Here is a 13,053-nt window from a genome sequence, read left to right on the forward strand (position 1 = left end):
ATCCTGACTTAATCAGGCCATGGCGCAATAGCTCATCGCCCACTGGAGATTGACCATGCACGTACTGCTCTGCGAGGACGACGACCTGATCGCCAGCGGCATCTGCGCCGGGCTTACCGCCCAGGGCCTGACCGTGGATCGGGTTGCCAGTGCCTCGGCCGCCCGTGCGCTGCTGCAGGCGGCACAGTTCGACGTGATGATCCTTGATCTTGGCTTGCCTGACGAAGACGGCCTCAAGTTGCTACGGCGGCTGCGCCAGCAGGGCGAGAGCTTGCCGGTGCTGGTACTGACTGCCCGCGATGCGATCACCGATCGCGTCGCCGGCCTTGAGGCGGGCGCCGACGACTACCTGCTCAAGCCGTTCGACCTGCGCGAGCTGGCAGCGCGCCTGCACACCTTGCTGCGGCGCATGGCCGGGCGCGCCGTGAACATGATCGAGCACGGGCCGCTGCGCTACGACCCGAGTAGCTGCGAAGCCTACCTGGGCGACCAGCCTGTTGAACTGTCCCGGCGTGAACAGGCGCTGCTGCAGGCACTTTTGCAGAACAAGGGGCGGGTGCTCTCCAGCGAACAACTCAAAGACTGCGTCTACGGCTTCAGCGATGAAGTCGAGAGCAATGCCCTCAACGTGCATATCCATCACCTGCGGCGCAAGCTGGGCAACGGCATTGTCGAGACCGTGCGCGGCCTCGGTTATCGGCTGGGCCCGGCGCAGGTGCCCGCACCATGAGCCTGCGGGTGCGCCTGTCGCTGATCCTGGGCAGCGCCTTCATCGTCATCTGGGCGCTTGCCGCCGCCTGGATGCTGCGCGACCTGCGCCAGCAGATGATGTTCTCCCTCGACCAGCGCCTGGTGGCCTCCGCGCGGATGGTTGCCGGGCTGATCGACCAGTTGCCTCAGCCCCTGGCGGGCAAGGGTGAAGAGACCCGCTTTGCCGCTGACCAGCTCAGCGTGCCGGATGGCATGGCCTGCCAGGTCAGTTCGCTGCGCGGCGAGATCATCGCCAGCAACCACAAGCACGAAGGCACCATGGACGACCAGTACAGCGGCTTTCGTGACCAGACCATCGACGGTGCGAGTTGGCGCACGTTCACCTACCACCGCGGTGATATTCGCATCACCACGGCGGACCGCCATCAAGAGCGCGAGGCGCTCAATCAATCGATCCTGCTGGCGGCTTCGGCACCGGTGCTGATGGCCTTGCTGGGCAGCCTGGGCTTGTTGTGGATCGGTCTGGGCAAAGGGCTGGAGCCGATCAATCGGATTCGCGATGCGTTGCGCAAGCGTCGTGTCGACAGCGTCGAGCCGCTGCAGGTCAGTGGCATACCGAGTGAACTGCAGCCGTTGGTGGAAACCCAGAATCAGCTGTTCCAGCGCATCGCCCAGACTCTGGAGCGCGAGCGGCGCCTGACCGACGACGCTGCCCATGAGCTGCGCAGCCCGCTGACCGCGATCAAGACCCACCTGCAGGTGGCACGCATGACCGACGGCGCCGTGCGCGAGCAGGCACTCGAGCACGCCGAGCAAGGCACCGACCGTATGCACCGCACGCTTGAGCAGTTGCTGATGCTGGCGCGGGTCGAGGGCAGCCTGTCGTTTGACGACGGCGTGCAGTGTACTGCCGAACAAGTGGCGCGCCAGGCGGTGCAAGACGTCGGCGCCGGCGACAGTCGACGGATCACCGTACGGCTGCCGCAAGACGCCACCGAGGTTTACCTGAGCATGCCCGGCCCGCTGGCGGTGGCGGCGTTGCGCAACCTGCTCGACAACGCGCTGCGCCATGGCGGTGATGCTGCCGTGGAGCTGGAGGTGCAGATGGCCGACGGCCAGGCTGGGTTCCTGGTGCGTGATCATGGGCCGGGCATCAGCGCAGGCGATTTGCAACACCTGACCGAGCGTTTCTGGCGCAATAGCCAGAGTGGCGGTTGCGGCCTTGGCCTGGCGATCGTGCAGGCAATTGTCCACCGCTGTGCCGGCAGCCTGCGCTTTGACAGCCGCAGCGATGGTCTGCGGGTTTGGCTGCAGGTGCCGACCCGCGCTGGCAACTGAGTGTGCTGGTGCGGCCTGGGCCAGCGTTGGCCTTGCAGGTTGCGCCAGATGCTGCGGCTAATTCGCCGAAAAGGCGCCGAGGATGGTTCTGGGGGCGGGCTTGAGCGACAATGGTCGGCCATTCACGGAGTAGCCCATGACCGATTACACCCCCGACGCCGTCCTTGACGCCAGCGGCCTGAACTGCCCGGAGCCAGTGATGATGCTGCATCAACAAGTGCGCGCACTGGCTGCCGGCGGCCTGCTCAAGGTCATCGCCACCGACCCGTCGACCCAGCGTGACATCCCCAAGTTCTGCACCTTCCTCGGCCATCAGTTGCTTGAGCAGCAAGAACAGGCTGGCACTTATCTGTACTGGATCCGCAAGAAAGCCGACTGAACCGCGCTGGATCGCGCCCGGCGCAGGGCCTACACTGCGGGCCCCTGACAGGAGAGCGCCATGCTGATAGTTGCCGACGAAAACATCCCGCTGCTCGACGCGTTTTTTGCCGGATTCGGCGAGATCCGCCGTTACCCTGGCCGCAGCATCGATGCCCAGTGCGTACAAGACGCCGACGTGCTGCTGGTGCGCTCGGTAACCGAGGTCAATCGGCAACTGCTGCAGGGCAGCAAGGTCGGCTTTGTCGGCACTTGCACCATCGGCACCGATCACCTGGATCTGGACTACTTCGCCGAGGCCGGTATCCGCTGGAGCAGCGCCCCTGGCTGCAATGCCCGTGGCGTGGTCGACTATGTCTTGGGCAGCCTGCTGACCCTGGCCGAACTCGAGGGAGAAAACCTCGCCGAGCGGGTTTATGGCGTGGTCGGTGCCGGGCAGGTTGGTGAGCGTCTGGTGCGCGTGCTGCATGGCCTGGGCTGGAAAGTGCTGGAGTGTGACCCACTGCGACAGGCGGCCGAAGGCGGCGACTTCGTCAGCCTTGATAGCGTGCTGGAGCAATGTGATGTGATTAGTCTGCATACCCCGCTGCAGCGCGGCGGCGAACACCCCACTTGGCACTTGCTCGGTGCCCCGCAACTGGCGCGGTTGCGCCCGGGCACGTGGCTGATCAATGCCAGTCGTGGCCCGGTGGTTGATAATCAGGCGCTGCGTGAATTGCTGCTGCAGCGCGACGACGTACATGCGGTGCTGGACGTGTGGGAAGGCGAGCCTCAGGTTGACCTGCAACTGGCTGACCTGTGCACGCTGGCGACCCCGCACATCGCCGGCTACAGCCTCGACGGCAAACAACGCGGTACCGCGCAGATCTACCAGGCATTTTGCCATTGGCGCGGCGTGGCGGAGTCTGTGCAACTGGCCGATCTGCTGCCGGAGCGCGACCTGGTCCAGATAGAACTGAGTGCGGCCAGTGATCCGGCCGTGGCCTTGGCGACGGTGTGCCGCGCAGTCTACGACCCGCGCCGCGACGATGCCGACATGCGCCGTAGCTTGAGCGAGGATCCGATCGAACAGCGAGCAACCTTTGACCTGCTGCGCAAGCATTACCCAGTACGCAGGGAGATCGAAGGATTGGTTGTGAAAGTTCGCGGCGAGTCGGCACAGTTGGCGCAGATGATCAATGCGCTGGGAGCGGAGCTGGTTTAACCGGTTGTAAAGCAGGGGCCGCTTGGCGGCCCCAATGCAGCGCTCAGCTATCTAACTGAGCGCCACGCTGCAAATCCAATCAATTCTTCTCGGCAAGCGCCACTCGGCTTTTTTCCAGCTCTTCACACGCTTGCTTGATCATTTCAGGGGTGATCGCCACCTCGCGGCCCTGGTCGTCGATGATCGAACCGCAGATTGGCTGCGGTTGCGCTTGCTGGTTCGCTTGCGTTTCACTGTGCTGCTGCATGTGCTGTCTCCTCATCAGGTTCAAACCAAGCCTATCCACGGGTCGTGACTGGCAGATGACATTGTCTGTTCCGCCACGACTGCTCTAGTCCAACAGAAAGCTCGGCAAAGCTCCACCACCACTTTAGAACCATAAGCTATTGCTACTGTGCTCTGCTGTGCTGGCCAATGGCATGTCCTTTTCTGCGATCCTGACAACCGCTGCAAAGTTCAGCCGGTGCAGATGGATGGTAGGCTTGCTGCTTCTTCGCCTGAATGATCTGAGTCATGACTGAACCCGTCTCCTCACGTCAGCGCCGCGCCTTGCGCCTCAGCTGGCGGTTTCTGCGTCCTTACCGCAAGCAGGCGGTATTGGCGCTGCTCGCGCTGGTCGTCACCGCTGCGATCACTTTGTCCATGGGCCAGGGCATTCGCCTGCTGGTCGATCAAGGCTTCATGACCGGTTCTGCCCACCAGCTCAACCAGACCCTCGGCTTGTTCATGCTGCTGGTCCTAGCCTTGGCGATCGGCACGTTCAGTCGCTTCTACCTGGTGTCGTGGATCGGCGAGCGCTGCGTGGCCGATATCCGCCGCGCCGTGTTCGACCATCTGGTCGGCCTGCATCCGGGCTTTTTCGAGGACAACCGCAGCTCGGAAATCCAGTCGCGGCTGACCGCTGACACCACCTTGCTGCAATCGGTGATCGGCTCGTCGTTGTCGATGTTCCTGCGCAACGCCTTGATGGTGATTGGCGGCGTGGTGTTGCTGTTCATCACCAACCCCAAGCTCACCAGCATCGTCGTGCTGGCACTGCCGCTGGTGCTGGCGCCGATCCTGTTGTTTGGCCGGCGGGTGCGCAGCCTGTCGCGGCAGAGCCAGGACCGGGTCGCCGACGTCGGCAGTTATGTCGCTGAGACCCTCGGCCAGATCAAGACCGTGCAGGCCTATAACCACCAAAACCTCGACCGTGAGCGGTTTGCCGAAACGGTCGAGGCGGCCTTTGATGTGGCGCGCAAGCGGATTGCCCAGCGGGCCTGGTTGATAACCCTGGTCATCGTGCTGGTGCTGGGCGCTGTCGGGGTAATGCTCTGGGTGGGCGGCATGGACGTGATCGCCGGGCGTATTTCCGGCGGCGAGCTGGCGGCATTCGTGTTCTACAGCCTGATCGTAGGCAGCGCGTTTGGCACCCTCAGCGAGGTGATCGGCGAACTGCAACGCGCCGCTGGCGCGGCAGAGCGGATTGCCGAGCTGCTAGCAGCGCAGAGTGCGATCTTGCCACCGGCGCTGAGCGCGGGCCTGGTCAATGCCCGTGCCAGCGGTCGCATCGAGCTGCGCGAGGTGCGCTTTGCCTACCCGTCGCGGCCGACGGTGGCGGCGCTCGATGGCCTTAGCTTGCTGATCGAACCGGGCCAGACCTTGGCGCTGGTTGGGCCCTCCGGCGCCGGCAAGTCGACGTTGTTTGACCTGTTGCTGCGTTTCTATGACCCGCAGCAAGGCAGCATCCTCCTCGATGGCCAGGCGTTGACCAGCCTCGACCCACTGCTGTTGCGCAGCCAGTTCGCGCTGGTAGCGCAGAACCCTGCGCTGTTTCGCGGCTCGGTTGAGGCCAATATTCGCTACGGGCGCCCCGATGCCAGCTTCGCCGAGGTGCAGGCTGCGGCCCGCGGGGCGCATGCCGAAGAGTTTATCCAGCAATTGCCGCAGGGTTATCAGACGTTGCTTGGGGAGGGCGGGGTCGGCTTGTCCGGTGGTCAACGCCAGCGCCTGGCGATTGCCCGGGCGCTGCTGGTGGATGCGCCGATCCTGTTGCTCGACGAAGCCACCAGTGCCCTCGACGCCCAGAGCGAGCACCTGATTCAGCAAGCGCTGCCCGCGCTGATGGCGGGGCGTACCACCGTGGTTATCGCGCACCGGCTAGCCACCGTGCAGCACGCTGATCGCATTGCAGTGATCGACAAGGGCCAGATCGTGGCGGTGGGCAGCCATCGCCAATTGATCGAAGAAAGCCCGCTGTATGCGCGGTTGGCGCAGTTGCAGTTCACTTCGCTCTGAAATAGGGCGAGTAGTCGCTGATCTGTCACATTTCTGCAGCAATGGCCTGAGACTATCTGCCTCAGCGTAAGTGCTCGACCTGGCTGCTATCGACTGATGGCAGCTTTTTTTTGCCCTGCGAACGAGGACATGGATGTCTGTCGTGGTGCTGCCGGCAGCGCCGTTTTCTTCTCTCCTTGTTCTCGAGACCCGCATGTTGCGTACATCCCTTCGCGTGCAAATTCTTTCTTTGTTGGGCGGTAGCTTGATCGCGATGCTGCTGATCGCACTGGTCTGCTTCCAGTTTCTGTCCTCCAGCGTGCGCAGTTATGCCGAGCTGGTCGACGGCCCGTTGCGCGCGTCGCAATTGATCGATGAGGCCAATCTGCAATTCAAGATCCAGGTGCAGGAATGGAAGAACGTGCTGCTGCGCGGCCGCCAGCCGGCCGAGCTGGACAAGTACTGGCAACAGTTTCAGAGCCGCGAGCAGCAGGTGCAGACCTTGCTGGCGCAGTTGCTGGCGGACAGCGCTGGCGAGCTGACGGCGCCACTGCAGCAGCTGCGTGACAGCCATCGGCAGTTGGGCCAGGCTTACAGCAAGGGGCGTGAGGCGTTTCTGGCCGCCGGCGGCGACCCGGTGGCCGGCGATGCGGCGGTCAAGGGTGTCGATCGCGCCGCCAGCGAGCAGATGAGCGCGCTGGTCGAGCAACTTCGTGGCGAGGCCCGCGAGCGTGCGGCGATCATCAACAGCAGCGCGCAGCGGACGGTGTGGATTGGTCTGCTGGTCATGCTCGGCTCAGCCGTATTGGTGGGGTTGCTCAGCCTGTGGCTGGTAAACCGCAGCCTGATCGAGCCAATCCGCCAGTTGATCGACTATGTGGCACAGCTCAGCCAGGGCCGTTTCGCCGCCCGCGTTGATGATCGCCGTAAAGATGAGCTCGGGCGGCTGGCGCGTGCGGCCAATACGTTGCGCGATTTTCTTGCCGAGACCATCGGCCGGCTCAAGGACAACGCCGAAGAACTGGAAGGCGCCAGTGGCCAACTGCGCAACCTTGCCGGCGACATGGCGCGGGGCACCCAGGATCAGTTCCAGCGCACCGATCAGGTGGCCACGGCCATGCATGAAATGTCGGCGACTGCGCAGGAGGTCGCGCGCCATGCAGCCCAGGCCGCCCACGCTGCCGACGATGCCGATCACAGTGCCCAGGCGGGCGAGCAGGTGATGCAGGCAACCATCGACACCATTGCCGGGGTCAACCGCGAGATTGCCGGTACCGCTGCAGTGATTCGCGACCTGGAGCACGACAGCACGCGCATTGGCAAAGTGCTTGAAGTCATCCGCGGGATCGCCGAACAGACCAACCTGCTGGCGCTCAATGCCGCGATTGAAGCGGCTCGCGCCGGAGAGGCCGGGCGTGGCTTTGCCGTGGTCGCCGATGAAGTGCGCAGCCTGGCCCAGCGCACGGCGGCTTCGATTGCCGAGATCAATCAGATCATCGACGCGGTGCAGTCAGGCGCGGTGGAGGCGGTCAAGGCCATCGAGAGCGGCCAGCGGCGCAGTGAGGAGGGCGCCGCGCAAGTCCAGCATGCGGGGCAGATGCTGCAGCGGATTACCCAGGCGGTCGAGGCGATTCGCGACATGAATCGGCAGATTGCAACGGCAGCCGAGGAGCAGACCAGCGTGGCTGAGGATATCTCGCGCAATTTGATCGAAATTACCCGCATCGCCACGGCTAATCAGCAGGCGGTCGAGCATACCGAGCAGGCTGGGCAGCGTCTGCATGGGTTGTCTGGGCAGTTGGGGCAGGTGACGGCGCGGCTGGGGGTTTGATCTTTTTTAACTCAGAATTGCCGGGGCCGCTGCGCGACCCTTTCGCGACACAAGGCCGCTCCTACACAGACCCGCGCGGTGCCTGTAGGAGCGGCCTTGTGTCGCGAAAGGGCTGCGCAGCGGCCCCGGCGATTGTGCGTCAGAACAGGATCAGAGCTCTTTAACAGTGCGGACCTGATCTTTGTTGAGGCGGGTGCGCTTGCCGTCCAGCTGCTCGAATTCGTAGAAGCCGGAATCCTCGTCATAACTTGGGGTGTCTACCGCCTGAATTTCGCGGCCGTCGTTCAAGGTAATCACGGTTGGCGAAGCACAGCCAGCGAGGGCGCCGAGGCCGAGTGCAAGAATAAAGGCGGGAAGGGTCCGTTGAATCATCGTGTTTCTCCTGTCGATGGTGCTTGATGGTTTTATGACGCGGTGTGTCCGCGCAAGTTCCTCAGCCAGTGCAGCATAGCCACAGCAGGCAGACATTGACCGAGAACAAGCGTCGCGTTCGGCGCTGTGCGGGCTGTGATATAACAGGCGCCATCTTCTTCCCTCCCTGCGCTGGAGCCCCCATGAAAGCCAAGGCAGACACCCCGTTCGTGCCGCTGAACATCGCCGTGCTCACCGTCAGCGATACCCGCACTTTTGAAACCGACACCTCTGGCCAGGTGTTCGTCGACCGTCTCACCGAAGCTGGTCACCAGTTGGCCGCGCGGGTGCTGCTCAAGGATGACCTGTACAAGATCCGCGCCCAGGTTGCGACCTGGATTGCCGACGACCAGGTGCAGGTGGTGTTGATCACCGGCGGTACCGGCTTCACCGGCCGTGACAGCACGCCCGAGGCGGTCACCTGCCTGCTGGATAAACAGGTCGATGGCTTTGGCGAATTGTTCCGGCAGATATCGCTTGCCGACATCGGCACCTCGACCGTCCAGTCCCGGGCCTTGGCTGGTCTGGCCAATGGCACGCTGGTGTGCTGCCTGCCGGGCTCGACCAATGCCGTGCGCACCGGCTGGGATGGCATCCTTGCCGAACAGCTCGACGCACGTCATCGTCCGTGCAACTTCGTCCCTCATCTGAAGCAGGCAGCGGCCTGTGACAGCCGTGGTTGAACCCGCCCCAAGCCGGCCATTGATGCCGGTCGAAGAGGCCCTGCAACGCCTACTGGCCCTGGCCGAAGCTGCGCCAATCAAGGACACCGAGTGGGTTGCCTTGGCGGACGCTGAAGGCCGCGTGCTGGCCACCGAGCTGGTGGCCGCGCTGGACCTGCCGCCCTGGCCGAACAGCGCCATGGACGGCTACGCCCTGCGCCTGGCCGACTGGCACGGCGAGCCGCTGGCGGTCAGCCAGCGCATCTTTGCCGGGCATGCGCCGCAGCCGCTCCAAGCCGGGACCTGCGCGCGGATTTTCACCGGCGCGCCGCTACCCGAGGGCGCCGACTGTGTCGAAATGCAGGAAAACGCCCAAGTGCTGGATGACGACCGGGTAACCTTCAGCGAACCGTTGCGGGTGGGGCAGAACATTCGCCCGCAGGGCCAGGAAACCCGCGTTGGCGAGCAGGTCATGAGCGCCGGTACTCGGCTTGGGCCGATTGAGCTCGGCCTGGCGGCGACGCTTGGGCATGCCCGCCTTGAAGTGGTGCGCAAGGTGCGCGTGGCGCTGCTGTCGACCGGTGACGAACTGGTCGAGCCAGGTTTGCCACTGGGCCCGGGGCAGATCTACAACAGTAATCGGCGCCTGCTCGCCAGCTGGCTGCAGCGGCTCGGCTGCGAGGTGGTCGATGCCGGTATCCTGGCTGACGACCTGCAACTGACCCGCGACTGCCTGGCGCGGCTGGCTGACGTTGACCTGATCCTCTCGACTGGCGGCGTTTCGGTCGGCGAGGCTGATTATCTCGGCATCGCTCTGCGTGAGGCCGGAGAACTGGCGCTGTGGAAGCTGGCGATCAAGCCCGGCAAGCCGCTGACCTTCGGCCACTATCGCGGTGTGCCGGTGATCGGCCTGCCTGGCAACCCGGCCTCGACCCTGGTCACCTTTGGCCTGCTGACGCGACCTTATCTGCTGCGGCGTCAGGGCGTGGAAAATGTCACGCCGCTGCAGTTCAGCGTGCCGGCCGGGTTCGATTGGCCCAAGGCCGGGACGCGCCGCGAGTACCTGCGCGCCCGTATCGAAGACGGCCGCGTACGCATCTACAAGAACCAGAGCTCGGGTGTGCTGCGCAGCGCGGCATGGGCTGAAGGTCTGGTCGAAGTGCGCGAGGGCAGCACGCCGCAACAGGGCGACAGCGTCAGCTTCATCCCCCTCAGCGAGCTACTTGGCTGAGCGCCCGAGGGACACTGCCGCTGGCGCTGGGGCGGTGCTTGGCAGCGTCTGGATCAAGCGCGTGTGCACGCTCTCCAGTTGCTGCGCGACCACGCTCCAGTCATGCCGCTGGCGGGTGAACTGGCGGCCGCTTTCGCCCAGCTGGCACATCCGCCACGGCTGGTTGAGCAACTGGGTCATCTGCAACGCCAACTGGCCGCTGTCATCGCTGCCCAGATAATGTTCGCCGTTGTTGACCGCCAGCCCCGATACACCCTTGCTGGTAGTGATCACTGGCAGGCCCGCCGCCATCGCTTCGAGAATCTTCACCTTGGAGCCGCCGGCATACCGTAGCGGCGCAAAAAACAGCGCGGAGCGGCGCTGCAGTTCGCGCAGGTCGGGGCGGTAGCCGATCCATTCGATGCGCGGGTCGTTCCAGTGCAGCTTCCAGCTCGCCGGCAACGCATGCCCGGCAATCGCCAGGCGCACGGCGGGGTTGCTCTGCCACACTTGCGGCAGGATTTCTTCCAGCGCCCACTCGATAGCCTCGAGGTTGGCGCCGTACTCGAAATTGCCGACAAACAGCAGGCGCTGACTGTGCGCGGCGGGGCGCACCTGTTCGAAGTAGTCGCAATCAACGCCGTTGACCACCACATTGACCGGCCTGCCGCTGATCTGGCTGATCAGCTCGGCATCGTGTGGGCTTACCGCGACCACCTCGGTGGGCTGGCGCAGTACCCGCTGCTCCCAGCGCCGGTAGCGCCAGCGGTCGAAAGCGTTCAGAGGCCTCAGCCACAGCGGCAGGCGGTCGTGACAGGCTGCGCCCATCACCGACTCGAGGGTGTGTTCGCTGAGCATGTAGGGCAAGCCGCGGGCCTGCAGGGCTTTTTCGAAAGGCTGAAAACTATAGCTGTGCTCGATCTGGATCACATCCCAGGGCTCGTCCAGCAATTGTTCGAATTGGTGGCGCAGGGCCGGTGCCAAGCCATGGAGGATCGCCCGCATGGGGTAATCGATGATCGGGGAGGCGAGCAGGTTGAGCGGGCTGTGCAGCGCGCGCCTGGGCAGCACGATCAGGCGCTCGAGCAGCGGTTCAAGGGCGGTGCGGGCGGCGTCGCCGAGGGGCACCTTGGACTGCACCAACAAGGTAATCCGGTGACCACGCTGCGCCAGTTCGCGCAGCAGGTGGTATTGCCGGGTCTTGCTGCCACTGGTGGTTGGCCAGGGCAGGTAGGGCAGGGTCCAAAGTATGCGCATCGCCCCAAATCCTCGCTGACGGTTGGGTCATGGATGGCAAGGCGCGCCCGCACGGCATCAGCCGATGGCTGTTTCCGGGACACGTCCGTATATATCAGTAAAGCGGACGATGTCGTCTTCGCCCAGATACTCGCCGCTCTGCACCTCGATCATCACCAGGTCGATCACGCCTGGGTTGGTCAGGCGGTGGGTACGGCCTGGCTTGATGAAGGTCGACTCGTTGGTGTCGAGCAGGAACTCTTCGTCACCGTTAGTCACGCAGGCCATGCCGCTGACGATGATCCAGTGCTCGCTGCGGTGATGGTGCATTTGCAGCGACAGCGATTCGCCGGGGCGGACCATGATCCGCTTGATCTTGAACCGCGCGCCTTCCTCAAGAATGGTGTAGGTGCCCCATGGCCGGGTCACGGTCCGGTGCAGGCGATAGGCTTCGTGGCCCTGGCGCTTGAGCTGCTGGGCAATGATCTTGACTTCCTGGCTGCGCGCCGCATCGGCGATCAGCAGCGCATCGGGGGTGTCGATGACGATCAGGTTATCCAGGCCCACGCCGCCGACCAGGCGCCGCGGCGAGTCGATGTAACAGTTGCTCACATCATGCAGTACGGTCTCGCCGTTGGCGTAGTTGCCCTGAGCGTCGGTCTGGCGCAGTTCGCGTACGGCTTCCCAGCTGCCGATATCGCTCCAGCCCAGCTCGCACGGGACCACTGCAACCTGGCTGGAACGTTCCATCAACGCGTAGTCGATGGAGATGTCCGGTGCCAGACCGAACGTGTCCGGGTCCAGTTCTACCTGCAGGGCACGCTCACCTTGTTTGCTGGCGCTCTGCTCCAGGCAATGGGCGACGGTTTGCAGCACCTCGGGCGCGTGGGTCTGCAGCTCGCGCAGCACGGCGTCGACGCGCAGGCAGAACATGCCGGCGTTCCACAGGTGGCGGCCGCCGTCCAGGTAGCCCTGAGCGGTCGCGGCGTCCGGTTTTTCGACAAAGCGGGCGACCTTGTACGCGCGCTCATCCACTGTCTCGCCTTGCTCGATATAGCCAAAGCCGGTTTCAGCACGGCTGGGCAGCAGGCCGAAGGTGCTCAGCCAGCCGTCGTGGGCCAGTTGCGCCGCTTGGGCGACCGCTTGTTCGAAGGCTGGGACGTCTTCGATCAAATGATCTGCCGGCAAGATCAGCAGCAGACTATCCTCACCGTACTGCTTGGCGCAGTGCAGCGCGGCGGCAGCGATGGCCGGCGCGGTGTTGCGGCCACAGGGCTCGAGAATGAAGTCCAGCGCGACGTTGAAGCTGTTGACCCGGTTGTATTCATCCTGGGTGCGGAACAGCACGTCGCGGTTGGTCACCGTCAGCACGCGCTCGACACCCGGCAGGGCGCTGGCTCGGACGAAGGTCTTCTGCAGCAGGCTTTCACCATCGGCCAGACGCATGAACGGTTTGGGCATGGCCTCACGGGAAACCGGCCACAGTCGGGTGCCGGCACCGCCAGCAATGATGCAGGGGATCAGAACGCTCATTTCACAGCCTCGAAGCGGGGCGCTGAAGACAGCGCGATCAAAGGGACTTCACCAGGGAATCAGGCGATCTGTCAGATGTACGGCGAGGCAATAAGTCAAAAAACCGACATTTATTAGCGGCCTCATCCATGATGGCCAATTATTTGTCGATGATGCGCCTGCTCGTCCCGGCTTTCAATGGCATTTGTGTTAAACCGGCTTATTTTCTGACGCAAGCGCTCTTTGTGTGCAGCAATGTGCCCTCGGCCATGGTCGAGATTGGGATAGGTTTTTTTGCGGAGTG

General features: G+C 63.9%; 12 protein-coding genes and 1 pseudogene. 9 read left to right on the plus strand and 4 right to left on the minus strand.

Features of this window, described 5'->3' with window-relative positions; all coding sequences use genetic code 11:
• Nucleotides 1-55: 55 nt before the first annotated feature.
• The 4 genes from ACQZ2L_RS11970 to pdxB all read left to right on the plus strand — a co-directional run bounded on the left by ACQZ2L_RS11970 (nucleotide 56) and on the right by pdxB (nucleotide 3,631).
• The gene (locus ACQZ2L_RS11970) at nucleotides 56-730 is read left to right on the plus strand and encodes a response regulator (RefSeq protein ID WP_430326205.1); all 675 of its coding nucleotides are present in this window, start codon (nucleotides 56-58) and stop codon (nucleotides 728-730) included.
• Nucleotides 727-2,049, plus strand: coding sequence for an ATP-binding protein (locus ACQZ2L_RS11975; protein WP_430326206.1), 1,323 nt, complete (start codon nucleotides 727-729; stop codon nucleotides 2,047-2,049). Before ACQZ2L_RS11970 ends, ACQZ2L_RS11975 begins: the two co-directional genes overlap by 4 nt.
• Nucleotides 2,050-2,185: 136 nt before the next feature.
• On the plus strand, nucleotides 2,186-2,428 hold the full coding sequence (tusA, locus tag ACQZ2L_RS11980) for a sulfurtransferase TusA (protein ID WP_101321253.1): 243 nt from the start codon (nucleotides 2,186-2,188) through the stop codon (nucleotides 2,426-2,428).
• A 60-nt stretch (nucleotides 2,429-2,488) separates the two neighbouring features.
• Nucleotides 2,489-3,631: a 4-phosphoerythronate dehydrogenase PdxB gene (pdxB, locus tag ACQZ2L_RS11985; RefSeq protein ID WP_430326207.1), complete on the plus strand. Its 1,143-nt coding sequence runs from the start codon at nucleotides 2,489-2,491 to the stop codon at nucleotides 3,629-3,631.
• A gap of 79 nt (nucleotides 3,632-3,710) precedes the next feature.
• Here pdxB and ACQZ2L_RS11990 read toward each other — a convergent pair whose 3' ends face one another.
• A complete protein-coding gene (locus ACQZ2L_RS11990; protein WP_430326208.1) occupies nucleotides 3,711-3,878 on the minus strand; it encodes a PA1571 family protein in 168 nt (55 codons plus the stop codon).
• A gap of 266 nt (nucleotides 3,879-4,144) precedes the next feature.
• Here ACQZ2L_RS11990 and ACQZ2L_RS11995 point away from each other — a divergent pair, with 266 nt between their 5' ends.
• The 3 genes and pseudogenes from ACQZ2L_RS11995 (at nucleotide 4,145) to ACQZ2L_RS12005 (ending at nucleotide 7,718) form a co-directional block, all read left to right on the plus strand.
• Nucleotides 4,145-5,908 (plus strand): ABC transporter transmembrane domain-containing protein, encoded by a 1,764-nt coding sequence (locus ACQZ2L_RS11995; protein ID WP_430326209.1) that lies wholly within the window; start codon nucleotides 4,145-4,147, stop codon nucleotides 5,906-5,908.
• Nucleotides 5,909-6,674: 766 nt separating this feature from the next.
• A pseudogene (locus ACQZ2L_RS12000) lies at nucleotides 6,675-6,833 on the plus strand (HAMP domain-containing protein); the annotation flags it as partial.
• Nucleotides 6,834-7,004: 171 nt separating this feature from the next.
• Entirely contained in the window at nucleotides 7,005-7,718 is a 714-nt protein-coding gene (locus tag ACQZ2L_RS12005; protein WP_430326451.1) for a methyl-accepting chemotaxis protein, read from the plus strand.
• A 150-nt stretch (nucleotides 7,719-7,868) separates the two neighbouring features.
• On the opposite strand, the gene ACQZ2L_RS12010 is transcribed toward ACQZ2L_RS12005, so the two are convergent.
• Entirely contained in the window at nucleotides 7,869-8,090 is a 222-nt protein-coding gene (locus tag ACQZ2L_RS12010; RefSeq protein WP_430326210.1) for a YgdI/YgdR family lipoprotein, read from the minus strand.
• A 182-nt stretch (nucleotides 8,091-8,272) separates the two neighbouring features.
• On the opposite strand from ACQZ2L_RS12010, the gene moaB reads away from it, so the two are divergent.
• Both moaB and ACQZ2L_RS12020 read left to right on the plus strand, forming a co-directional pair.
• The gene (moaB, locus tag ACQZ2L_RS12015; RefSeq protein WP_430326211.1) at nucleotides 8,273-8,812 is read left to right on the plus strand and encodes a molybdenum cofactor biosynthesis protein B; all 540 of its coding nucleotides are present in this window, start codon (nucleotides 8,273-8,275) and stop codon (nucleotides 8,810-8,812) included.
• A 22-nt stretch (nucleotides 8,813-8,834) separates the two neighbouring features.
• Entirely contained in the window at nucleotides 8,835-10,022 is a 1,188-nt protein-coding gene (locus ACQZ2L_RS12020) for a molybdopterin molybdotransferase MoeA (RefSeq protein ID WP_430326453.1), read from the plus strand.
• Here the strand turns inward: ACQZ2L_RS12020 and ACQZ2L_RS12025 are convergent.
• On the minus strand, nucleotides 10,011-11,258 hold the full coding sequence (locus ACQZ2L_RS12025; RefSeq protein WP_430326212.1) for a glycosyltransferase family 4 protein: 1,248 nt from the start codon (nucleotides 11,256-11,258) through the stop codon (nucleotides 10,011-10,013). The two genes, ACQZ2L_RS12020 and ACQZ2L_RS12025, sit on opposite strands and share 12 nt — an antisense overlap.
• A gap of 57 nt (nucleotides 11,259-11,315) precedes the next feature.
• Entirely contained in the window at nucleotides 11,316-12,770 is a 1,455-nt protein-coding gene (locus ACQZ2L_RS12030; RefSeq protein WP_430326213.1) for a mannose-1-phosphate guanylyltransferase/mannose-6-phosphate isomerase, read from the minus strand.
• Nucleotides 12,771-13,053: the final 283 nt, after the last annotated feature.

Origin of the sequence: Pseudomonas shirazensis, assembly GCF_050496565.1 — a bacterium.
GTDB classification, from domain to species: Bacteria; Pseudomonadota; Gammaproteobacteria; order Pseudomonadales; family Pseudomonadaceae; genus Aquipseudomonas; species Aquipseudomonas shirazensis_A.